The sequence below is a fragment of the Acinetobacter larvae genome (assembly GCF_001704115.1).
GTDB lineage: Bacteria > Pseudomonadota > Gammaproteobacteria > Pseudomonadales > Moraxellaceae > Acinetobacter > Acinetobacter larvae.
This window is the reverse complement of sequence record NZ_CP016895.1, coordinates 3,356,696-3,381,236: the sequence shown is the minus strand read 5'-3', so window position 1 is coordinate 3,381,236 and position 24,541 is coordinate 3,356,696. Positions and strand designations below refer to the sequence as shown.

Below are 24,541 nucleotides of genomic sequence, written 5' to 3'. Positions count from 1 at the left end.
GCTCCTTAACCGTAGAATTTTTTATTGTTTGCAGCCATGTCACGCAACAATTGTGGCGCTTCATAAGCCTTACCTAAGTGTGCATATTTGTCGCAAAGCGCAACATATTCAGCAACACCTGTTTGGTCGATATAACGGCATGGACCACCACGGAATGGTGGGAAACCGATACCCATAATCATCGCCATATCTGCTTCTGCAGGTGTTGCCACAATGTTGTCTTCTAAGCAACGCACTGTTTCGTTACAAAGAGCTAACATCATACGGTCAATGATTTCTTGTGCGTCGTACTCACGTTTTTCACCGGTAACAATCGGTGCGATGAGTTCGTATGCAGTTGGATCGACAGTTTTTGCTTTTTTACCTTTACGGTCTAGCTGATAGGCATAGAAACCAACATCGTTCTTTTGACCTAGACGTTTGTTGTCATACATGACTTCAATAGCGCCTTTATAGTCAGGTTTCATCCGGTCTGGGAAGCCTTCAGCCATCACTTCTGCACCATGTACACCGGTATCGATACCGACCACATCGATGAGATAAGCAGGACCCATTGGCCAACCGAATTTTTCCATGACTTTATCGATTTGCTGGAAATCAGCACCGTCTTTTAACAATAAGTCAAAAGCACCAAAGTACGGGAACAATACGCGGTTTACCAAGAAACCTGGGCAGTCATTGACAACGATTGGGGTTTTACCCATTTTTTGTGCCAATACGACCGTGCTTGCAATCGCTTCATCAGAAGTTTTTTCACCACGAATCACTTCGACCAAAGGCATCATGTGTACCGGGTTGAAGAAGTGCATTCCGACAAAGTTTTCTGGACGTTGTAGCGCTTCAGCCAAACGTGTGATTGAAATGGTTGATGTATTGGATGCAATAATAGTGTTGTCACGAACCGCTTTTTCAGTATCTGCAAGTACCGCAGCTTTGATTTTAGGGTTTTCAGTAACCGCTTCGATGACGATGTCAACATCTTTGAACTCGTCATAGCTTAAAGTTGGGCGGATACGTGATAAAACTTCACCCATTTGAGCAGGTTTAAGTTTTTTACGTTCAACTTGTTTGGTAAGCAATTTGCTTGCTTCGCTCATACCAAGCGCTAGTTGTGGATTACCAATATCTTTCATGATAATCGGTGTACCTTTGCTGGCTGCCTGATAAGCAATACCACCACCCATGATCCCTGCACCGAGTACCGCAGCTAAATTGACTGGGTGAGCGCCTTTCTCATGTTTTTTCGAAGTTTTCTTCACTAGTTGGTCATTTAAGAAGAGACCGATCAGTGCTTCTGCTTGTGGGGTTACTGCGGCTTTGGCAAAACCTTCAGCTTCTACTTTAAGTGCTTCATTACGTGGCAAACTAGAAGATGCTTGTAATGAGTCGAGTAGTAATTTTGGCGCAGGATATTGTGCTGGATTGGCTTTGGCGAGTACCACACCTTTCGCAGCATTAAATGCCATCATTTGCTCTAATGGGCTAAGCTTCACTGGATCAAGCTTTTCTTGACGTTTTGCTTTCCAGTCTAAACGACCTTCCAATGCTTGTTTTACTAAGTCAATTGCGGCAGCTTGTAATTTATCTGCTGGCACAACTGCATCAACCGCACCATCTTTCAGTGCTGCAGCTGGTTTTTTCGGTGCTGCCATCGCCATCCATTCAATGGCATTGTCGATACCAATTAAACGGCTTAAACGTACAGTACCACCGAAACCTGGGTAGATACCGAGTTTAATTTCAGGTAGTCCAACTTGTGCAGCTTCTGACATCACGCGATAGTCACAGACTAAGCACATTTCAAAACCACCACCGAGTGCGGTACCATTGATGGCAGCAACTGTGGGAATATCTAAGTCTTCAAAGCTGTTGAAGACTTCATGAACAGGCATTGCCCATTCAACAATGGCTTCTGCACCTTGCGCAAAATTGTCACCGAACTCGGTAATGTCAGCACCAACGATAAAAGTGGATTTGGCACTGGTCACGATGAGACCTTTGATTTGGGTATCTGCTTTCACCGCTGCAATTGCAGCTTTAAAATCTTCTAATGTCGCACGGTTAAATTTATTGACCGACTCACCTTGTAAGTCAAAGCGGAATTCTGCAATACCGTCCTGTAGCATTTGAACGGTAATGGCATTGCCAGCGTGGATCATGCCCTGATCTCCCTATTTTGGAGGATTTCTAAGTTGATGTTTTTGAAGCGTGTATGCAATGATGCACACAATCCTGCTTCACTAATCTTACGATAACTATATCTAAAAAGAACATATCAAGTTGTATCAAGCCGTGACGCAATGGTCATGTATTTTTTTGTTGAATCTCATGGTGGGGAAATAGCCAAAAATTCTTTAAAATATTTGTAAAATTAAAGATTTTGTTTTTATTAGGATTTTATTCTACGATTTATAAGGGATTAGCAGCTTTTATACAGAATAAACATGAGCGTATTTTGTCATAAATGTCAAAAGCCAACATTAAAGCAGCCATGGTAAAAAATTAAATAGTCGCTCTATGACATAGAATAGATTTCAGCTTGATGCATTTGTTACACTTACTCGCTGTGTTTGGTAATATTGACCCGTTATTTATTCGAATGTGATTAGATAACACGCCAAACTTTCTTTATAAATGACTTGATATGATTGAGTAGCGTTATGATTAAATGGATCATATTGGCGATATTTATTATTTCTGCATTATATATACAGTATCGCGGTAAGGTGCGTCATTCGTTTTATCGTCAATTCTTTGACCATTCAACGTTATTCGCACCGATAAACTTCCTAATGTATGCTTTTTCTAAAGTTCCCAACCAACCTTATGTCAGTGCACAGTATTTTGAGGACTTAAAAGTTCTTGATGACAATTGGGAAATGATTCGTGAAGAAGCGCAAAATTTATATCGGCAGGGTGGGATTAAAGCATCGAGCAGTTATAATGATTTAGGATTTAACTCCTTCTTTAAAACTGGTTGGAAGCGTTTTTACCTAAAATGGTATGACACAGCGCATCCTTCCGCTGCTGAATTATGCCCCAAAACCACAGCATTATTAAAAACCTTACCGTCTATTAAGGCCGCAATGTTTACTGAACTTGCACCCGATAGTCGTTTGGTGCGGCATCGTGACCCTTATGCAGGCTCACTACGTTATCACTTAGGTTTAATGACCCCCAATGATGACCGTTGTTTTATTGATGTAGATGGGCAACGTTATTCTTGGCGAGATGGTAAAAGTGTGGTGTTTGATGAAACTTATATTCATTATGCTGAGAATAAAACAGAGCAGAATCGTATTATCTTATTCTGTGATGTAGAACGACCATTAAAATCTAGGCTGGTTACTGCATTGAATAACTGGTTTGGTCGTAATGTGATGACCGCTGCAACCTCTCCCAATGAGGCACATGATAAAACTGGTGCATTAAATAAATTATTTGCCTATGTTTATCAGGTTCGTCTAAAAGCCAAAGCATTGAAGAAAACCAACCGTACGCTTTATTATGTATTGAAATGGGCGTTGATGGGTGGCGCATTTTATATGATTTTCATCCGACCTTATATTATGGCGGTATAGATAAACTGACTTTATGGTGTGACTATTTAAACGATCACTTTTAAATGCTTTACAGCAGATAAATGTTTTGCAGCAGATTTTGCCAGAATTTGAAAAAGCGACGACAGTAGTCGCTTTTTTGTTGAGCATGCATTTATTTTTAGCCCTAAAACCTTACCCATCAGGGCTTGGATATAGGGCAGCAATCCGCTAGCCTTCTGGTGGGGGCAAATCTAAAATTTTAACGCAATCGCCTGCCTATTCAGCCGGTCCGGTTTTGCAGTCGGTTAGTTTTGCGTCGCTTGCTCTTCAAATCAATTTAAGCCAAGTGGAGGCTTGGCTTAAATTCTTTTGCTACAGCTTTAAACGATTTTGGCCAAGAAAGTCAACTGAGCGCTATGCGAAATTGAATAAAATATTAATATTTGATTTTATTTGCACTTATAAAATAAATACTGGTTTAACATCAAGCGTTATAGCGCAAATAAAAAATCTAATACATTGAATATTCAATGCAAAATATTATCAAAGCATGCTGTATCGCTCTATTTATTACAGCAAAAAATATTTTTATTTATAAACTTTAAAATAAATCAGCAGTTAATTTTTAATGTATTTTAGATGATATTCATTATCGTTTACAAAAAGAAATAAGTGTTTTATTTTGGTATCCATTGTTTGATCTCAGATCGATAAACAAGCAGAAAAAACAATTTATCTATTTGATTTTTATTATCTATATATTTATTTTCTCATCAGGTAAAACCTATTTGATGATGACGAGGCATTGCTGTGTAAAATGTAAAAAAATACAGCAGGCAGCATAATGCCATCGTTGGTTGTATTGAATAGGGCAGATGAACTGATGGCTGATAAATATTTAAAATTTATTTTAGGCGGCTATTAAATTCATGAAATGTCGAGATATACAACAAGGAATATATCCACTCCAACAGCATAAAGACGATCACAATGTTGCTGTGAGTCAGCATCTGGTGCGTTTTAATGCTTACCCGTTTTTAGTGTTTTGTTTTATCTCTAGCGGATATATAGGGGTAGCACAGGCACAACCAGATACGCCCAATGCAAAAACATCAACGGTGGCAAAGCGTGCAACTGAGATAAATGCCCCTTCAGTACGGTTATCCGAAATTACCTTATATGCTCAGCCAGAGAATCCACTGGATCATATTGACGCCAAAGCACTTTCCCGATTTGCTGTCATTTCATCTGGAGATATGCTTAAAGGTCAAGCCAGTGTACAACTGGGGGACTCAAGAAATGGTGGTGCATTGGATGTTAATATTCGTGGTGTACAGGGACAAAGCCGCGTTGCTGTCACGGTTGATGGCGCACAGCAGAGCCTAGATGTTTATCGGGGGTATGCTGGAATGCAAAACCGCAGTTATGTGGACCCGCTATTAATTTCCAGCGTTGATATTCACAAAGGTCCATCTGCCAAAGCTGGCGGTGCCATAGGCGGAACGGTTGCAATGCGCAGTTTGGGCGTTGAGGATATTCTGCTACCAGGCAAAAGTTCGGGGCTGCGGATTACTGGACAGCTCAGTGATAATGGTCGTAAAGCGCAAAGGCAGCCGGAACATTATGATCCTAAAATTGCCTTGCAAGTACCAACGTCTCAACATCAGGGCGATTTATTCTCCTCCCAAGCACGTTCAGGCAGTATCGCCAGCGCTTGGCGCAGTGATCAGCTCGATTTAATCGCAGCTTATGCCCAACGTATACAAGGTAATTATTTTTCTGGCAAACATGGTCAAGATCGTTACCGCAAATTTAATCCCAATGGCGATGAACTCAGGAGCGTTGCTAAAATGTATGGCGAAGGTGAAGAAGTGCTCAATTCATCTTCCGATACGCGTTCCTTATTACTCAAAGCGGTATTGCGTCCACGTCAAGGTCATCAAGTAAATTTAAGTTATATCGATAGCGACAGCCAGTTTGGTGATGTGATGCCTTCGGATATTTATCGTTATGGCTCAGCCAATATTAATCAGTATCCATTGGGCAAAGTCCGTATGCATACCTTGAGTGCTCGTTATGATTATCAACCGAAGCAATATGATTGGATTGATTTCAATACGCAGTTTTGGATGACACAAGCCAAAACCAATCAGCTTGGCGCTGCATTTTTTGCGCCAGCCAGCCAGATGTTTCGTCGCGATCGCGCGTGGTCACCCCAAGAAAATAACCGCTATGGATTAGAGTTTAATAATAAAAGCAAGTTAGATAGTCCATGGGGTAAGTTTGTATTAAGTAGCGGTGTTGCCTTGCAATACGAACGCTTAAAACCACAGTCTAATGCCAATATTAGTATTTTTGACTTATATCAAAATAAAGTCATGCGTGATGCTGAGCGCCAAGATTATAGTTTGGCATTGAAGCTTGATTATTTCCCGATCGAAAGATTAAATATCTGGGCGGGATTGAATTATAACCACAACAAGGTTCGTGATTTTAATAAACAATATCGTGCCATTCGGGAAAATAAACTGCTACGTTTTGTCAATGTACGAAATGCTGCAGGTGAGTCTGGTCAGATGTATTGGTTTGCCGATGCCAATGGGCAATTCACAGACAAGACAGACCCACGTTTAAATAATGCAGTGGTTTTTACCGATACCAATAATCCGCTACAGGGCAAGTTATTGAATGACTTTGGTGCAGGGGTGAAAACGAATGTGCAGAAAAGTGAATATTCGAGTGTAGTGGTCGGATATAAAGGTCTAGAAAAACCCGATCAACGCCAACATGGGTTGGCTCCGCATATGGGTGTGAGCTATCAATTTACCCCGCAGCAGCGTGCTTATTTAAGTTATACCGCAAAACATCGTATGCCCTCTTTATTGGAAACCAGCTTGGGAACGCAGCAGATTAAACCTGGGGAAGACTTAAAACCAGAGTTAGCGAAAAGCTGGGAATTGGGCTTTATACACGATAATCAACAAGGCTTTAGCGCTAAACTAAACTATTTCCATAATGATATTGATCATTTTATTACCCGTTATTATGATCCGCGTAGTTATGGTGCAATGACCTTTAGTAATCTCGATCATTTTAGAAATAGCGGGCTAGAATTACAAAGTAAATATGATCAGGACACGTTCTTTATAGACTTTTCTGCGACCAGATATTTTAAAATCGAATCTTGCGATGCGCGTTTTGCTGCCCATCTACGCAGTACGGGAGGTCGCTTGGCGAACACGCCAGACTGTACCGCTGGTGGTTTTATGGGATCTTATTTAAATACCCAAAATCCGCCTAAATATTCAAGCAATCTGACCATTGGGACGCGCCTGTTTGATCAGAAGCTGGTGCTAGGGTCACGCTATAGTTATAGTGCGGGACCAAAGAATACCCTCAATAAGCCTTGGCAAACCGGGGCGACAACACCGCAAATGAAATATGAATCTGTACATTTGATTGATCTATTTGCCGACTATCAAATTAATCCTCATATTGCTTTAAACTTTTCCATTCAAAATATCACCAATCGTTATTATCTAGATCCTTTGGCCTTAAGTTATATGCCAGCGCCTGGTCGTACCATGAGCTTAGGTCTTCAGCTAAAGTTATAAACAGTGATGCCTATAAACCTATAAAATAGTGCTGCAGAGATTGTTATGGTTCTAGATTCTAAGTTTTAGATTTTAGAAGAATGCCAATCTCTAGCAGATCTAGTTAAATCGTTTACAGCTTGATCTTTAAAAGTTGTGGCTTGAAAATAAGCGCAATGACATCCATTAAGATAGTTCAAGCTAGCGCGAAGGTCCACTGTGAACGAAAATGCCCGCCAACATATTGAAAAGCTACTCACGCATATGACCCAATTACCCGGCGTTTATAAAATGCTTGGTAAAGAGGGGGAGTTATTATATGTGGGTAAAGCAAAAAATCTAAAAAATCGTGTATCGAGTTATTTTGTAAAGACCCTTGAGCATCCCAAAACGCTAGCTTTGGTCGCACGAATTTATGATATCGAAACTTTGGTGGTACGCTCAGAAACAGAAGCACTGTTACTTGAGCAAAATCTAATTAAACTACATCGCCCGCCTTATAATATTATGCTGCGCGATGATAAGTCCTATGTTTATATCTTTGTGTCGAGTGATAAGCCCTATCCACGGATTGCTAGCGGGCGTGGTAAAGGCAAACACCAAGCAGGCAAATTTTTTGGTCCTTATCCAAGTGCCTATAATGCACGAGATACATTATTGGTATTACAAAAATTATTTAATGTCCGGCAATGTGAAAATAGCTATTTTTCACAACGTAAACGACCATGTTTGCAATATCAAATTAAACGCTGTTCTGCCCCCTGTGTAGGGCTTATTTCAGCGGCTGAGTATCAAGAAGACGTACAGAATTCGATTCGTTTTTTACAAGGTGATAGCCAAGAACTGAATCAAGAATTGATTACAAAAATGGAAGCGGCGGCCGAAGCTTTAGAATTTGAAAAGGCAGTGTTTTATCGTGATCGAATGGCTCTATTAAGAGATGTACAAGCACAGCAAGCGATTTATAAAGTCAAAGGTGAGGCCGATATTTTAGCCATTGCCAGCCAGTTTGGCGTGACTTGCGTGCAAATTATGCATGTGCGTAATGGCAAAATGTTAGGCGGAAAAGCTTATTTCCCCGATATGCAAGGCGATGACTTATCGGATTTGTTATCTGAATTTATTGCCAATTTTTATTTCCAAGTTGCCGATGAAGTACCCAGTGAATTGATTGTCAATGTAGCACTGCCCAACAGTGCTGAACTGGCTTTGGCCTTAGCACAACAATTTCAACAAAAAGTTCAGATCAAACATCATGTCCGAGAAACTCGTGCTGAATGGCTTGAGCTCGCCGAAATGAATGTACAACATGCTATTAAGGGTAAATTGAGCAATCATTTAGAATTACATGAGCGTTTTCATCAGCTACAAGAAGTATTGGGGCGATCTATTGATCGTATAGAATGTTTTGATATTTCTCATACCATGGGGGAGGCAACCATTGCATCTTGTGTGGTATTTGACAGCGGTGGGGCACGAAAACGGGATTATCGCCAGTTTGCTATCGATGGTATTCAAGCGGGTGACGATTATGCCGCAATGCGTCAAGCATTAACGCGTCGTTATAAGAAAAATATGTTGCCAGATTTACTGTTGATTGACGGCGGTAAAGGACAGCTGCATATGGCGATGCAAGTCATGCAAGATTTAGGGCTCAATGCTTTTATGGTCGGGGTATCTAAGGGCGAGGGGCGTAAACCTGGCTTGGAAACCTTACACTTTACCGATGGTCGTAAGATTCAACTGGCACATGATCATAAGGCATTGCATTTGATCCAGCAGGTACGAGATGAAGCGCATCGTTTTGCCATAACGCGGCATCGTGCTAAACGAGATAAACGGCGTAGCACATCGGTATTGGAAGCGATTCCGGGCTTAGGTCCTAAACGTCGTCGAGATGTATTAACCCATTTTGGTGGCATTCAAGGCGTACTCAAAGCAGCAGAAAAAGAACTTTTGTTGGTTCCTGGTATTGGTCCCAATATGGCACGGACCATCTATAAGGTGTTGCACGAATAGCCTTATGATGAAACAGAGGGGATGTCATCTATGCACTGCTGGCATACTCGTCAAAACTGATAACCATAAGTCAACTTTAAGGTGAAAAAGCTGCTGTAATGAGAACCACTGCGTTTCGCTAGTCGACAGTTGCGGGGGAATCGTTTAAAGTAAGCCAATTGATTTTTACCTCAGTTTTATGTTTATTGAGGAAGCAAACTGGCGGTGTCTATGACTACAGGTCGTATCCTGAATATCCCAAATATTTTGACGCTGGCGCGTATTGCCTTAATTCCAGTATTTTTATTGGTCGCTTACTGGCCGCCGGCAATTGGGGTGGGCGAATATAATGGCGGCATGCTACGTCATGCAATTTTAACCGGTATATTTATTGTTGCTGCGCTAACAGATTGGTTTGATGGTTATTTGGCTAGAAGCTTAAATCAAAGCTCTGCTTTTGGTCGTTTTTTAGACCCAGTCGCCGACAAACTTATGGTTGCAACAGCGTTGATCGTATTGGTGCAATGGCGACCCAGTATCGCCATGGCATTTGCTGCAATTGTGATTATTTCTAGAGAAATAACCGTTTCTGCACTACGAGAATGGATGGCAGAGCTGGGGGCAAGAACCAGTGTTGCGGTATCAACTGTGGGCAAATATAAAACCGCCTTTCAAATGATTGCGATCTCGGTATTTTTATTGAACTGGCAAGCGCTCGATATTTTGGCTTATACCTTGCTCTACACCGCAGTAGTGCTCACGTTATGGTCGATGTTCATTTATTTAAAGGCAGCTTGGCCATTCCTAAAACAGCCTTAGACTTAAACTGAAATATTGTTTTAATCTGATCACAAGACCGATGTCATGCATCGGTCTTGTTTTTTTGAGCTGATTTTTTGCTATAAAAATAGCACTTTAAATAAAACGACATTCGCAATACCTACCTAACTCCTACCTAAGTCATCATATTGTCAAATGAGAAAGATTTTCAGATGTACATGTGGATTAAAAGGAGATAAAGCATGACAACAATGAAAGCAGCAGTGGTAACAGAATTTGGCCAACCATTAGAAATAAAGGACGTAGAAATACCAAAAGTAAGTCACGGTAAAGTATTGGTTAAAATGATCGCAACAGGGGTTTGTCATACCGATTTACATGCGATGCATGGCGACTGGCCGATTAAACCAAGCTTACCGTTTATTCCAGGTCATGAAGGCGTGGGCAAGGTGGTGGAAATTGGTGAAGGAATTAACCATTTAAAAGTGGGTGATACAGTCGGTATTCCTTGGTTATATTCAGCCTGTGGTCATTGTGATCATTGCTATGCTGGTTGGGAAACACTATGTAAGCAACAACAAAACTCTGGTTATTCAGTTAACGGTAGTTTTGCCGAATACTGTTTGGCAGATGGTGAATATGTTGGAGTGATTCCAGAAGGTGTTGACCTACTCGAGATCGCACCGATTTTGTGTGCGGGTGTGACGGTATATAAAGGTCTGAAAATGACCGAAGCACAAACAGGCGAGTGGGTTGCAATTTCAGGTATCGGTGGTTTAGGGCATGTTGCTGTGCAATATGCAAAAACCATGGGCTTTAATGTTGTAGCGATCGATGTGGATGATTCTAAATTAGATTTAGCCAAAAAACTTGGTGCGGATGTGGTGATTAACGCCATGAAGCAAGATGTGAAACAAGCGGTATTCGATGCAACCGGTCAAGAAGGTTGTCATGGCGTACTGGTTACTGCTGTATCGCCAAAAGCGTTTGAACAAGCTGTATCGGTGATTCGCCGTGGTGGTACCATGGTGCTGAACGGTTTGCCACCAGGTAAGTTTGATCTGTCTATTTTTGATATGGTACTCGACGGTATTACTGTACGTGGTTCGATTGTCGGTACACGTTTAGATTTGAAAGAAGCACTCGATATTGCTGCACGTGGTAAGGTCAAAGCGCATATTGCTGTAGAGCCATTGGAAAATATTAATGATATTTTTGCACGGATGGAGCAAGGTAAGATCGATGGTCGTATTGTGATTGATTTTAATCAATAATTTTTTGATTCCTAGCGCAAGCGGTATTGAAATCACGGTAGCATCATTGTTCTCATGATCTAAGAACGCCAGCATATGCTGGCGTTTGTTCTTGAAGCATGGCTGGTCTATTAAAGTGCAAGTCTGTTAAAGCCGGCATCTTTTAAGATGCATGCCTGTGCTCTGTACAAATGCCAGAAAATATCGCTTAATTTGATGTTTTTGTGCTGTGCTGCGCTGTGGTACTGGATGCGGCATCCTCTGTAGTTGTTGTAGCCTCGAATAGGGTATTGAGCTTAAAGATATCGTTTTGTATACGATCGAGTTGTATTTGAATTTTCTCAATGTTTTGAGTTGCCAATATAGATTGATCTTTGAGATTGGCATTGTTGAGCAATTTATCTGTCACTTGAATAATATTTTGGCGTAGTGCGGTCGCTTCTGCTGTGCTGAGATTGACCTCGTTGAGTGCCAGTTTAAAATCGGTCAGTTGTTGGTTTAATGCTGCAAGGCTGTTTTGAATCGCTGGTCGATCACCTTGAGCCAGCGCATCTTGTAAATCTGCTTGGCTTTGTTTGATTTGACTAATATAGCGGCTGGTTTGTAGTTGCACACGGGCAATATCTTGGATCGTCGCGAGTAAACTACTGTCTTTAGGCGTGCTTGCTACAGAAGCACTGGCACTTGAACGCTCATGCGCTGCTGTATCTTCTGGTGGAGGGGTACAGGACAATAAAAGAATGCCGCTTGCAAATAAAATAAAGGGGAGCAAAATGCCCGATAGAAATTTCCCCATGCTGAACTCACCGCTGCTAGGATCGACTTTAGAGTTTAGACGGCGCTCATGAAGAAACTTTGAAGTATTTGTGCACCAATCAATACAGTATAGAACCAGCACGCCACGGCTGAGCGATATGGAATGGAGATGAGATCGTCATGAAGCACGACCCCATCTTTGGATGCATTATTTTGCAGCATCGATTTTGGTTTGAATCTCATCGAATGATGCTTGGAATGCGGTTGTAGATTCAGTAATTTTCTTTTGTAATTCCATCATTTTGTTGGCATCTGGTTGACCAGAAGTACTGATTTCCATCATTTCAACAACTTGACCTTGCATGTCTTTATATTTATTACGAAGATCATCGACTTCAGCACTTTTCAGCTTAATCTCATCAAAGCTTTTGCTAAACTCTTCAAAGAATTTTTTAAATTCTTTGATGCCTTCTTCCTGTGCTTCTTTACCACCTTTTTGCATTGCAGCGGTGACTTTGGCTTGGAATTCATTTACTTTTGCTTCTTGAGATTTTTGCAAGTTGCTGAAGCTTTCTAGATCGCTCTTAATATCAGCAACATTGTCATGGCTTAATACAAGGGCAGTTGCACCAGATGTGGTTGTAGCACTTTCCGTTGCAGGTTGTTTTTTATCACAGGCACTTATCGTTAAAGCAGTTGCTACACACATTGAAGCAAGCAGTAGTTTTTTCATAGTTTTATCCTAATGTTTTATCTGAGGATTGGTATTAAAGTTTCAATGATATCTTTTAGGGATTAAACACTAAGAGTATTAGAATAAACCCTAATAGATCAAATATTTGCGAATTACATCACTTTATTACAATAACTGATAAGGATATATTTTACTAGATAATGCTAACGATTCTATGACAAATCATCCATTCTCTCTATGCAAACTTTTCTACAAATTTATCGAAATTACAGTATTTTATCTAAAATTAAAAAGCCAAAAAATAATCAGTAGTTTTTTGCAAAGATATTTTAAAATAAAAAAACTTGTGTGATTTTTAGTGAAATCACACAAGTGATCGAGCGTTTTATGCTGTGGAAAAGGTGCGCATCGGGATGATGGCAGCGATTGATTTACTCTGCTAACAGCTCATCAATTTTTGCCAAAAGACGCGGGTCATCGGCCGTAATATCGGGTGCAAAACGTGCAACCACTTCTCCTTTTTTATTGATGAGAAATTTTTCAAAATTCCACAAAACTTCCGGTGGGTTATTGGGGCTTAGACCATATTCGACTAAGTCATCCCACCACGGACCTTCACCTTCACGTTGTGGAATAGCGCTGATGAGCGTTTGATAAAGCGGATGTTTATCTGGGCCAACGACTGTTATTTTTGAAAATAATGGAAAGTGTACATTGTATTCGAGATTACAAAATTCAGCGATTTCAGCATCGCTACCCGGTTCTTGTTGTAAGAAGTCATTGCTTGGAAAAGCTAAAATTTCTAAACCTTGCGTATTTTTTTCTTGATAAAGTTGTTCTAGACCTTGGTACTGTGGTGTAAGCCCGCATTTAGATGCCACATTGACAATGAGTAGAACTTTACCTTGATAATGTTCAAGATTGATATGTTGAGCATCGATTGTTTTAACTGCAATATTATAAACAGACTGACTCATAGTGCTTCCTTGAAGAGTGTGTGATGGCTATATATTGATTGGGTTAGAGGTTAATCAGGTTAGGCGCAGGTAGAGATTTTTCTATCTGCGTTTTTAGTTTACAGAAAAAGCGCAAGAGATGCGCTTTCTGGCTAAAATAAGTAGGCACTTATTTTAAGACTCGGTTTGAGGACTAGGTTTTAAGACTAGGTTTTAAGACTTGGTTTGAAGGCTAGACATGCCGATGTGTATTGAATGCTAGAGAACAAAGCTTTTAACCTTCACATGAGATTTTGGGGTTATTGAGCCCACGTGACCAAGTGAAGATACTGAGCATGGCAATGGCTACAAAAATCAGTACGCTATAAAGCAAGATATTGGCACTAAAATGATCAACGATATACCCCCCCAGTAATGAACCGGTGGCAATCATGACCTGAAAAACCCCTACAAATAATGGCATACCTTTTTCTACTGCTTGTGGAGCATGTACAAACATCCAGATGTTGGCTGTGGTCGGAAATGCACCAAAGGCAAAACCCCATAGTGCAGTTAAGATAAATGCACCAGAGCTATAAATGGCGAGCGTTGGAAAGCTAACAAAGACGATGGCAAAACACAGTGCCACAAATGCAAAGCTATAACGCACATTGATATTGCCACTATAACCTGCGAAGGCATTCCCGAGTATGCCTGCTGCACCAAATAATAGCAGTAGACTACTGATGGTTGTTGGACTGAAGCCCGCAACATTTTTAAAGAATGGTGCTAAATAGCTATAAGAAGAAAAATGCGCAAGCCCGACAAATAAAATAATCAGTAAGCCTTTACGGGCTTTAACTTCTCTAAATAGGCTGGGTAAATCATGTAAGCGGATAACACTTTGAGGCTTCAGTTTGGGGAGATACATTAACTCTAAGATCAGTGCAAGAATGGCCACCATTGCGGTGATAAAAAAAGCACTTCGCCAGCCCCAGAAGGTACTAAGCCATGTACCCAATGGTACGCCAAGCACAGTTGCAAAGGTAACACCAGCCATGACGACTGCATTGGCTTTGGCAATGGGCACATGACGAGGTGCTAAACGCCCACTCAAAGCTATCGCGGTTGCCCAAAAGCCACCAATGGCAATGCCTAAAACTAATCGGCTCAACAACAATAGGGCAAAACTTTCTGACCAAGCGGTGAGTAAATTGGCAAGGATGGTGACAGCAGTTAAGGCAATAAGTAAATAACGACGGTCTAAATTTTTAATAAAAACAGGCAATAACGGTGCTGCACATGCAGCCATAATGCCGGGCAAAGTAATCACTAAACCCGCTGTGCCAGTACTGACCTGTAGGTCAGCAGCAATGCTATTGAGTACCCCAATGGGTAGAAACTCACTGGTGACCAAGATAAATGCAGTCACTGCTGTGGTAATGAGTGCGAGCCAGCTTCCTTGACGATGTTCAGATGAACTGAATGCTTCAGATGGGCTGGGCTTAGACTGTGAGGCCGTGGGCTCGGATAGAGACGTCATATGACAGGGTCCTAAAAGAGAAACTGATAATTTAGTAACGATCGTTATGAAATAAAAAATATTTGAATTTTTTCTGCCTGTCAATTAATTTGGTAACGATCGTTATAAAAAATAATGTGAACCATATGCAGAATTCCTTAACAGATAATCCAGATGTGCCGATTACAGCACCGAAGAAACGTGGGCGTCCGAAGTGTTTTGATGAACAACAAGCGCTAGAACGTGCCATGTTGTTATTTTGGCAATATGGCTATGAAGCGACCGCAATTAGTGACTTAACACAAGCATTGCAAATTACTGCACCTAGTCTTTACAGTAGTTTTGGCGATAAAGCGCAATTGTTTAAACGTTGTTTGGACTATTATTTAGAACACGAGGCTTGTCCTACCGATCTTATTTTTAAAGAAGCCAAGACCGCTAAGGCAGCACTAGAGTTGTTGATGTATGAAAATGCCAAACGTTTGGTGCAGGAAAATAAACCGACGGGGTGTATGTTGGTGGTTGCGACCATGAACTGTTCGGAACATAATCAACCGATTCAGCATGATATTGTCAGTCGACGGCAGCAGAGCAAGTTAAAGATTTTTAAACGCTTGTTACAAGGGCAACAACAGGGCGATTTACCCGATACAGTAGATATTCAGGCCATGACCGATTATTACACCACGATCTTACAAGGCTTGAGTTTGCAAGCACGTGATGGTGCATCTTTGGCTCAGTTAAATGGCGTGGTTGATCATGCCATGCAAACATGGCATAGCTTTATTGGTGTTAAGGCTTAAATCTTTAGCTCAAGGCTTACATATTGAGCTAAAGATTTAAGCCGGTATAGAGCGCTTTGATACCTTATCATCGTTGTTATTTTAATATTTAATTTTAGTATTATTGTCTGAAATTCCGCATTTTAGTCAGATCAGACATGTCTGATCTTGAAGCCTAATCCTATTTGAGTTGGTATTATGAATCAAAAGTCATCCGCAGCATGGTGGGCTTTATGCTTGCCAATGTTGGCAGTTTTTATTTGGTCGTTAAATATTGCTGTGACGCGCTATGTTGCAGATTATATTTCTCCAGTCAGTATTAGTTTTTACCGTTGGTTGGTGGCTTTTATTGTATTGACACCATTTATGCTGCATAAAACTTGGCAGCAGCGACATTTGATTAAGACTTATTTTGTAGAGTTTGCTGTCCTCAGTGCTTTTGGTATGGTGCTCTATCAAGGGCTTGCCTATGTGGCATCACATGAGACCACCGCAACCAATATGGGAATTATCAATGCATTTATTCCGATCTTCACTATTTTTGTCTCTTTGGCAATTTTAAAGGTACGTCCCAACCTTTATGCCGTGGTCGGCAGTATTTTATCCTTGGTGGGTTTGCTCTATGTCATGAGTAAAGGTGATTGGTCCAGTCTATTACAGCTGGGTGCGCACTTTGGCGATTTACTGATGATTTTTGCGGTATTTTTCTATGCCTTCTATGGGGTGTTTCTGAAAAAATGGCAATTAAAAGTACCATTACTGTTGAGCCTTTATATTCAAATTGGCTTTGCATTGATTTATCACCTACCTTTTATCGCTTGGTTAGGTCTAGACCCAATAAATGCTGAAAATGCAGCCAGCGTTATTTATGCTGGATTATTTCCATCTTTGATTGCACCATTTTTATGGATGTTAGCCGTACAAAATATTGGTCCTAATCGGACATCTATTTTCATGAATTTGATGCCTGTTTTTACGGCAATTATTGCCAATATCTGGCTGAATGAAGCATGGACCAGTGCGCATACTTTCGGTGGTTTACTCATTTTGTTGGGTATTTTATTGGCACAAAAGAAAAGCAAAATTTAATCAAGGCTGTTGTATGTAAAGCGCGTTGATTGCACAGCTGATGAGCTCACTATTTATTGTGTTCACAATCAATATAAATATTTGCATCATTGGCAATCATAAAAATAGCCAAGCCTATATAGTGCTTGGCTATTTTGAATGGTTAACGATGCGTGTTGCTTTAAAGCTTAAGCACTCATATTCAGCTTAGAACTTCATGCTCATTCGTGCCCAATAGTTGCGGCCAATATTATTAAATTGCTGGTCAACAGCATAACCAAAACCAGCGTTACCCAGTTTATTGAGATGCTCTGTATATGAGGTATTGAATAGATTGTCTACCCCTACAGATAAATCTATACCAGAACTGAGATTATATGTTGCATTCAGCGATAGGGTATTAAAAGAATCGCTTTTCTTTAAGTCATATCCAACGATATTACCGTCATTTAAACTCACTCGATTCTGTGAAGCCACAACACGCCATAATAAACCAACATTATATTTGTCGGCGACATAGCGTAGATTCATACGACCTTCTAGTGGTGAAATCTGTGCCAATGGTTTATGGTCATCTTTGTTTTTACCCCAAGCATACATCGCGCTTAGATCGGCTTGAATATGATCGTTAAATTGATAGCCAACCCCAGCTTCAGCCCCAGCGATGTTGGCATCGATATTACGGCTTTTGGCTTTACCATCCACATAACGCATCAAGATAAAATCATTCACTTGACCAGCATAAGCGGAAGCCCACGCATTGAATGCTCCACGATCGTATTGCAAGCCCATATCAAGTTGTGTGGTTTTTTCATTTTTCAGATCACGAAAAACATTGTCATTGCTATGATAAGCGGTAGTGCTAAATAGCTCCCAATAATCAGGTACACGCTCCACATACCCTAAACCGATATAGCTTTTGAGCCCCTGTTGATCCATTTCATTTTCTAAACGGATAAAAGCGCTAGGAAGTGTTTCTTTACGTGTTTGGGTCGGTTTTTGATCGCGTTGGAAATTGCTGATTTTGCTTTGGTCAACACGTACACCAGTGATTACTGTATTGGCATCATTGAGTTGGTAACTTAATTCCCCAAAGGCACCATAAGATTCAAATTTCATATTGGTAAAGAAATCAGAACTCATATTGGGCATGTCGAGCATGAGCATATTACCGCCATGCTTATTTTGCTGTGAATCTACACCCGTAATCAGTTTAAATTTGTCCCATGCCAATGTCATATTGGCGCGGGCGTTGAGCGTACGCCGTGTGACTTGCATAGACATACGATTGGGTCCCATATCATGACTGCCATGCCCCATATCGTGACTGCCGTGTTGCATTGTTTGTGCATGCGCTTTAGGCCTGCTATGTGCCATATGCATGCTATGCCCATGACCACCACCAGATCCCATGCGTGGCGGAGTACGTAAGCTAAAATTGTCCATAATATGGTCATTATAGCTATAGTCAATTTGTGCATCGACTTGTTGGATGATTGGTGTCAGGTTTTTCTTTTGTATAGAGAAACCTAAACTCTCACGTTTAAATTGTGAGCCATCCATGCCACGTCCAGCGTACATCATTTCACCATCGCTTTTACCCCCTTTGAGTTCCAACCATGTGTCATCATCCGGGGTCCAACCTAGTGCGAGGTCCGCATTCCATTTTTTCCAGTCAGATGGCACTTTGTTGCCATCACCATCTTGATAACTGTCAGAAACAGAACGACTACTATTAAGACGTGCATATTTCGTTTCATCGCCGATTGCTGCTTCGACATTATGATCTAGGCGACCATAAGAACCGATCAGTACACTGGCTTGACCGCGATAAGCTTTGTCCGCAGTTAGTTTTTCTGGTTCACGTTCAAAGCTAACGGTTGCCGCTGAACCGGTATGCGCATATTGAACGGTTTGGGGGCCTTTGATGACCGTAATGCGGTCGTAACTTTCTGGTGATATATAAGATGTTGGACTATCCATACGGCTTGGGCAGGCACCTAAATTTTCTGTGCCGTCAGTTAAGATTTTAATGCGTGAACCAAACATGCCACGGAAAGTTACATCACTGTTGGCACCACCACTTTTCACTTGGTTAAAGCCAATAATACTTTGTAAATAGGCTGCACCATCAACTGCTGGAATAGGTTGGGTCGGTTGTTTAGGATCGGCATGAATAACCAAACCATTGGCATCATTGGCTTTTTGCGCCGTAAGGACAATCGGTGCCATGGTTTTCGGATGATGTTCTTCACCATTATGTGCCAAGCTAAGGGTCGAGGTGCAGATGAGTGCCATCGCAGCCACAAGAGGCTGTAAGTTAAATTTTTGAGACATGAGTATTGCCTTTCTACATAAACGAAACAGGTAAAAGCACCACAAAGTGCTGAATTGATGTTTGATTTATGCGAAAAGTGGTGGCGCACGCCCTTGGGGAATTAGAAATAGTCGCTGTAGCGCAAAATAGATGTGGCGAAAAGCATGTTGAAATGCAAGCAGACGTACAATAATACGATCCAAGATCACTTTGATTTGATCAAGTTCTGGCGGTAGGACTAAGTTTCCATACACAGTACAGTATTGACATTGATGATTCAGATCATGGTGATGACCTTGGTGATCAGTGCTGTGTGCATTTTCTGTTTGCAGTGATATGACGTTATGATGATGTGTACTATGTTGCTGTGTGCTATGTTGCTGTTGGATCAGTTTGTTTTGAAAATCTGGATTGCTTTGTAATGCTTGGCTAATAGTTTCACAGACCGGCGCAATTTGAAATTGTGGCGGTAGCAAAGGCTGTAAAAATACAGCAATCTGTAAAAGTACGGCAGCAAAGCCGAGGAATATCCCACAGCGACCCAACAAAACGTTCATCTCAACATTTTAGCCGACTCAGTATAACAAAGCCCAAAGTGATTTGGGCTCTATCTTGCGTTAATTTATAGACAAACCGACCTTAGCGTTTTACTTTTTGTCTTTGTTTGACGATTTTTTCGACCTTATCACGTGCGCGTTGGCGTTTGAGCGGCGAAAGATAATCAACAAAGAGTTTACCTTTTAAATGGTCCATTTCGTGTTGAATACACACCGCCAATAGCCCATCCGCATCAACTTCGACGGCATTGCCATCTAGGTCTAGGTATTCGATTTTAACGCGCGAAGGACGTTCAACCGTGTCATAGATTTGAGGTACCGATAAGCAACCTTCTTCATAAGGTTGAGTGTCTTCAGTCAATACTGTTACTTTGGGGTTGATAAATACCCGTGGCTCATTCTTTTCTTCTGAAAGGTCCATGACAATCAATTGAATGTGTCGATCAACCTGTGTTGCAGCTAAACCAATGCCAGGTGCGTCATACATTGTTTCAAACATATCCGCTGCCAATTGGCGGATTTCGTCTGTGACCTTTTCAATAGGTTTGGCGACAGTACGCAAACGCGGGTCTGGAAAGCTTAAGATGGGTAATAAGGCCATGCTACATCCTCATTGGTTTATGCCATTGATCATAAAAATAATGAAGCACTGGTGTGATGATTTAAAATAAAGTGACTCAGCGAATATGCCGATTATACCCTAAAACAAAGATGCCATAAGCGAATTATTTCAATAGCATCATCCGCTAAGCAGCAGTAGAGCTTATTGTTTCGTCTTAAATGAGTGTTTTTTGCTCAAGCTTACTGGTGATACGAATGATCATAATGCGCTATTATTTTGAGATATAACCATGCTTGATGAAATTTCTGATTGCGATGTCGCAACGATTCGGCTGTGGTATCTGGTACAGCATTCTATTCATGCATATCGGAAGCTATTAAAACATTTTGGCTCCGCACTTGAAGCCACCTCAAGTACGGCATTAAGTCATTGGTCTACCCTACAATTACATCAAGGGCATATCCAGCGTGCGCAGCAGTTTAAGCAAACAGAAGGTCAAGTCGCTTTCCAGCGGTGTCTAGAGCAGGTACAACAACATACAGATCATATTGTGACCGAGCAACAGCGCCAATACCCGCAGCAGTTATCCATCTATAGTGATCGACCGCCGATACTTTTTATTCAAGGGGCATGGCAAAATTTATCTCAACCGCAGATTGCTATTGTGGGAAGCCGTAAAGCCAGCCCACATGGTAAACAAGTTGCTTATGATTTTGCCTACTACTTAAGTGAGAAAGGCTTTTTTATTAATAGTGGTTTAGCACAAGGCATTGATGAGGCTGCACATCTGGGTGCCTTGGCTCACCAACGCACAATGGCAGTGGTTGCAACGGGGTTAGATTCGACTTATCCATCTCAAAATCAACAATTGAAGCAAAAAATATTACAAAATGCAGGCAGTATTATTAGTGAATATCTTCCCTTAACTTTACCGCTACAACATCATTTTCCGCGGCGTAATCGGATTGTAAGTGGGCTGAGCTTAGGTGTGCTCGTTGCTGAAGCCAAGCATAATAGCGGTTCATTGATTACTGCCCAAGCTGCTGCAGAACAAGGTAAAGTTACTTTTGCTATCCCAGGGCATATTTATGCAGAACATCATCAAGGTTGTCATCAGCTGATTCGTGAGGGCGCTATTTTAGTCGATCATCCAGAACAGATTATTGAAGATCTTGCTTTACCGACGCAATGGCAATGCCAGCAACAAAATGAACAACCGATTACACCAACACAGATTCCAGAACATCTATATTTAGTCTATCAGCAGCTCGATTGGATTGGGCAAGATCTAGATCAATTGGCGATTAAACTAGAGATGAATGTCGCACAACTGACAGCTGCATTAATGGAATTAGAGTTGATCGGTGTTTGTATTCAGCAGTCTGGTTTGTACTTACGTTGCCGAATGAGCCATTAAAGTTCACAATAGCCAATGATGTTATGCTCTAAATAGGATGATTTATGCTTACAACCTCAGTTGCTGAAGCTGCAGAATGTTTAATGAAGGGTCAAGTTTTGGCCTATCCGACAGAAGCGGTCTGGGGCTTAGGTTGCGACCCCTTCAATCAAGCTGCTTTCTTAGAAATTCTAAGACTCAAACAACGACCCATTGAAAAAGGCGTTATTTTGCTGGCCAGTCAAATGAGTCAAGTCGAACACTTACTGGAAAACTTAGAACCACATTATCGCCAACGTGTTATTGATAGCTGGACACAACAAGCTGTTGCTGAACGCGCTACGACTTGGTTAATAGATGCGCATGATGAAATTCCAACATGGATTCGCGGTCAACATCCTAAAGTTGCTGTACGTGTAACCAACCACCCATTGTGTATTGCCTTATGTAATGCATTTAAGGGTTTTATTGTTTCGACCAGCGCCAATCCTGCCGGTTTAGCACCGGCTCGTAGTTTGCAAGAAGCCAATGCTTATTTTAATTCGGATGTACATTATCTAAATGGTGACTTGGGCTTAAGTCAGGCGCCGAGTCGTATTTTGGATGCCGTAACGGGTGAAATTATTCGCGCTTAGTTTTAGCAGATGTGAACAACAGCAGCGTAACCAGAAAATATATGAATCAGAAAATAGATAAAGACAAATTAGATGGCTGTAAGTTTGAGCTTTATTTGCGTAAAGTTCTCTTGAGTGTAGGCAAATAAAGCAAGAAGTTATTGGGTTGCTGCTATTTCACCCAAAAAAATAGAGATTTCGCCGATATCGCCGAGAAAACAAACAAGCGTGTAGAAAAGTCAAAAAAAGGGGTTGCGCCAGAAAATAGATAGCCTATAATGCACATCCATCGGCGGTGATGTTGATTAAAAGCTTTTTAAAATCAGATGCTTAGCAAATCCAGAGTGATAAGTTAAGTTGAGTGAATTAGAAAGTAATTCAATAAACATTAAATTTTGCTTGACTTATCTAAGATAAGGCGTAGAATAGCCGACCTAGCTTACTCCTGACGAAGTAGTAAGAAGATCATTAAGAGATTATGAAGAACAACTTGTGTGGATTTTTACTGGTTGATTGATCGAAAATATTATCATTGATTGATTGGTAGGAATTACTCGAAGTTTATTTGAGCAAATTTTTTGTCAGTAATTGATGAGCCAGAATTGTGACCTTAAGTCACTAATGATTTTAACTGAAGAGTTTGATCATGGCTCAGATTGAACGCTGGCGGCAGGCTTAACACATGCAAGTCGAGCGGGGGAAGGTGCTTCGGTACTGGACCTAGCGGCGGACGGGTGAGTAAAGCTTAGGAATCTGCCCATTAATGGGGGATAACGTTTCGAAAGGAGCGCTAATACCGCATACGCCCTACGGGGGAAAGCAGGGGATCGTAAGACCTTGCGTTAATGGATGAGCCTAAGTCGGATTAGCTAGTTGGTGGGGTAAAGGCCTACCAAGGCGACGATCTGTAGCGGGTCTGAGAGGATGATCCGCCACACTGGGACTGAGACACGGCCCAGACTCCTACGGGAGGCAGCAGTGGGGAATATTGGACAATGGGGGGAACCCTGATCCAGCCATGCCGCGTGTGTGAAGAAGGCCTTATGGTTGTAAAGCACTTTAAGCGAGGAGGAGAGTACCTTAGATAATACCTAAGTGTATTGGACGTTACTCGCAGAATAAGCACCGGCTAACTCTGTGCCAGCAGCCGCGGTAATACAGAGGGTGCGAGCGTTAATCGGATTTACTGGGCGTAAAGCGTGCGTAGGCGGCCATTTAAGTCAAATGTGAAATCCCCGAGCTTAACTTGGGAATTGCATTCGATACTGGGTGGCTAGAGTATGGGAGAGGAAGGTAGAATTCCAGGTGTAGCGGTGAAATGCGTAGAGATCTGGAGGAATACCGATGGCGAAGGCAGCCTTCTGGCCTAATACTGACGCTGAGGTACGAAAGCATGGGGAGCAAACAGGATTAGATACCCTGGTAGTCCATGCTGTAAACGATGTCTACTAGCCGTTGGGGCCTTTGAGGCTTTAGTGGCGCAGCTAACGCGATAAGTAGACCGCCTGGGGAGTACGGTCGCAAGACTAAAACTCAAATGAATTGACGGGGGCCCGCACAAGCGGTGGAGCATGTGGTTTAATTCGATGCAACGCGAAGAACCTTACCTGGCCTTGACATAGTGAGAACGATCTAGAGATAGATTGGTGCCTTCGGGAATTCACATACAGGTGCTGCATGGCTGTCGTCAGCTCGTGTCGTGAGATGTTGGGTTAAGTCCCGCAACGAGCGCAACCCTTTTCCTTACTTGCCAGCATTTCGGATGGGAACTTTAAGGATACTGCCAGTGACAAACTGGAGGAAGGCGGGGACGACGTCAAGTCATCATGGCCCTTACGGCCAGGGCTACACACGTGCTACAATGGTCGGTACAAAGGGTTGCTACCTAGCGATAGGATGCTAATCTCAAAAAGCCGATCGTAGTCCGGATTGGAGTCTGCAACTCGACTCCATGAAGTCGGAATCGCTAGTAATCGCGGATCAGAATGCCGCGGTGAATACGTTCCCGGGCCTTGTACACACCGCCCGTCACACCATGGGAGTTTGTTGCACCAGAAGTAGGTAGGATAACCGTAAGGAGTCCGCTTACCACGGTGTGGCCAATGACTGGGGTGAAGTCGTAACAAGGTAGCCGTAGGGGAACCTGCGGCTGGATCACCTCCTTAACGAAAG

17 protein-coding genes and 1 rRNA gene are annotated in these 24,541 nt (G+C 41.7%); 10 read left to right on the top strand and 8 right to left on the bottom strand.

All coding sequences use genetic code 11. From position 1 onward, the window contains the following. Window positions 1-5: 5 nt before the first annotated feature. Entirely contained in the window at window positions 6-2,159 is a 2,154-nt protein-coding gene (gene fadB / locus BFG52_RS14970; protein WP_067558018.1) for a fatty acid oxidation complex subunit alpha FadB, read from the bottom strand. Window positions 2,160-2,660: 501 nt separating this feature from the next. Between fadB and lpxO the strand changes: the two genes are divergently transcribed. The 5 genes from lpxO to adhP all read left to right on the top strand — a co-directional run bounded on the left by lpxO (window position 2,661) and on the right by adhP (window position 11,187). Beyond that, window positions 2,661-3,581, top strand: a complete 921-nt coding sequence (lpxO, locus tag BFG52_RS14965; protein ID WP_067558015.1) for a lipid A hydroxylase LpxO — start codon at window positions 2,661-2,663, stop codon at window positions 3,579-3,581. Window positions 3,582-4,471: 890 nt separating this feature from the next. Further along, window positions 4,472-7,156 (top strand): TonB-dependent receptor domain-containing protein, encoded by a 2,685-nt coding sequence (locus tag BFG52_RS14960; RefSeq protein ID WP_067558012.1) that lies wholly within the window; start codon window positions 4,472-4,474, stop codon window positions 7,154-7,156. Between the two features lie 198 nt (window positions 7,157-7,354). After that, a complete protein-coding gene (gene uvrC / locus BFG52_RS14955) occupies window positions 7,355-9,154 on the top strand; it encodes an excinuclease ABC subunit UvrC (RefSeq protein WP_067558008.1) in 1,800 nt (599 codons plus the stop codon). A gap of 210 nt (window positions 9,155-9,364) precedes the next feature. After that, window positions 9,365-9,952 (top strand): CDP-diacylglycerol--glycerol-3-phosphate 3-phosphatidyltransferase, encoded by a 588-nt coding sequence (gene pgsA / locus BFG52_RS14950; RefSeq protein ID WP_067558005.1) that lies wholly within the window; start codon window positions 9,365-9,367, stop codon window positions 9,950-9,952. A 203-nt stretch (window positions 9,953-10,155) separates the two neighbouring features. Beyond that, entirely contained in the window at window positions 10,156-11,187 is a 1,032-nt protein-coding gene (adhP, locus tag BFG52_RS14945; protein WP_067558002.1) for an alcohol dehydrogenase AdhP, read from the top strand. Between the two features lie 187 nt (window positions 11,188-11,374). On the opposite strand, the gene BFG52_RS14940 is transcribed toward adhP, so the two are convergent. The 4 genes from BFG52_RS14940 to BFG52_RS14925 all read right to left on the bottom strand — a co-directional run bounded on the left by BFG52_RS14940 (window position 11,375) and on the right by BFG52_RS14925 (window position 15,094). Further along, the gene (locus BFG52_RS14940; protein ID WP_067558000.1) at window positions 11,375-11,962 is read right to left on the bottom strand and encodes a hypothetical protein; all 588 of its coding nucleotides are present in this window, start codon (window positions 11,960-11,962) and stop codon (window positions 11,375-11,377) included. A gap of 168 nt (window positions 11,963-12,130) precedes the next feature. Further along, window positions 12,131-12,655 carry a hypothetical protein gene (locus BFG52_RS14935; RefSeq protein ID WP_067557997.1) on the bottom strand — a complete coding sequence of 175 codons (525 nt, stop codon included), beginning with the start codon at window positions 12,653-12,655 and terminating at the stop codon, window positions 12,131-12,133. Between the two features lie 392 nt (window positions 12,656-13,047). Further along, entirely contained in the window at window positions 13,048-13,593 is a 546-nt protein-coding gene (locus BFG52_RS14930) for a glutathione peroxidase (protein ID WP_067557994.1), read from the bottom strand. A gap of 253 nt (window positions 13,594-13,846) precedes the next feature. Beyond that, window positions 13,847-15,094, bottom strand: a complete 1,248-nt coding sequence (locus BFG52_RS14925; RefSeq protein ID WP_067557991.1) for an MFS transporter — start codon at window positions 15,092-15,094, stop codon at window positions 13,847-13,849. A gap of 125 nt (window positions 15,095-15,219) precedes the next feature. On the opposite strand from BFG52_RS14925, the gene BFG52_RS14920 reads away from it, so the two are divergent. Both BFG52_RS14920 and BFG52_RS14915 read left to right on the top strand, forming a co-directional pair. Further along, window positions 15,220-15,876 carry a TetR/AcrR family transcriptional regulator gene (locus BFG52_RS14920; RefSeq protein ID WP_067557988.1) on the top strand — a complete coding sequence of 219 codons (657 nt, stop codon included), beginning with the start codon at window positions 15,220-15,222 and terminating at the stop codon, window positions 15,874-15,876. A 177-nt stretch (window positions 15,877-16,053) separates the two neighbouring features. Next, the gene (locus BFG52_RS14915) at window positions 16,054-16,944 is read left to right on the top strand and encodes a DMT family transporter (protein WP_067557985.1); all 891 of its coding nucleotides are present in this window, start codon (window positions 16,054-16,056) and stop codon (window positions 16,942-16,944) included. A gap of 186 nt (window positions 16,945-17,130) precedes the next feature. Here the strand turns inward: BFG52_RS14915 and BFG52_RS14910 are convergent, their stop codons facing one another. From BFG52_RS14910 to def, 3 genes are all read right to left on the bottom strand, one after another. Next, a complete protein-coding gene (locus BFG52_RS14910; RefSeq protein WP_067557982.1) occupies window positions 17,131-19,260 on the bottom strand; it encodes a TonB-dependent receptor domain-containing protein in 2,130 nt (709 codons plus the stop codon). 66 nt (window positions 19,261-19,326) lie between these two features. Further along, the gene (locus BFG52_RS14905; protein ID WP_067557979.1) at window positions 19,327-19,797 is read right to left on the bottom strand and encodes a DUF2946 family protein; all 471 of its coding nucleotides are present in this window, start codon (window positions 19,795-19,797) and stop codon (window positions 19,327-19,329) included. Window positions 19,798-19,879: 82 nt separating this feature from the next. Further along, complete coding sequence (gene def / locus BFG52_RS14900; RefSeq protein WP_067557976.1) at window positions 19,880-20,398, bottom strand: peptide deformylase; 519 nt, start codon at window positions 20,396-20,398, stop codon at window positions 19,880-19,882. A gap of 250 nt (window positions 20,399-20,648) precedes the next feature. Here def and dprA point away from each other — a divergent pair, with 250 nt between their 5' ends. The 3 genes from dprA to BFG52_RS14885 all read left to right on the top strand — a co-directional run bounded on the left by dprA (window position 20,649) and on the right by BFG52_RS14885 (window position 24,534). Continuing rightward, on the top strand, window positions 20,649-21,776 hold the full coding sequence (gene dprA / locus BFG52_RS14895) for a DNA-processing protein DprA (protein ID WP_067557973.1): 1,128 nt from the start codon (window positions 20,649-20,651) through the stop codon (window positions 21,774-21,776). Between the two features lie 44 nt (window positions 21,777-21,820). Next, a complete protein-coding gene (locus BFG52_RS14890) occupies window positions 21,821-22,390 on the top strand; it encodes a Sua5/YciO/YrdC/YwlC family protein (RefSeq protein ID WP_067557970.1) in 570 nt (189 codons plus the stop codon). Window positions 22,391-22,997: 607 nt separating this feature from the next. Then, a 16S ribosomal RNA gene (locus tag BFG52_RS14885) occupies window positions 22,998-24,534 on the top strand. The last annotated feature ends 7 nt before the right edge of the window (window positions 24,535-24,541 follow it).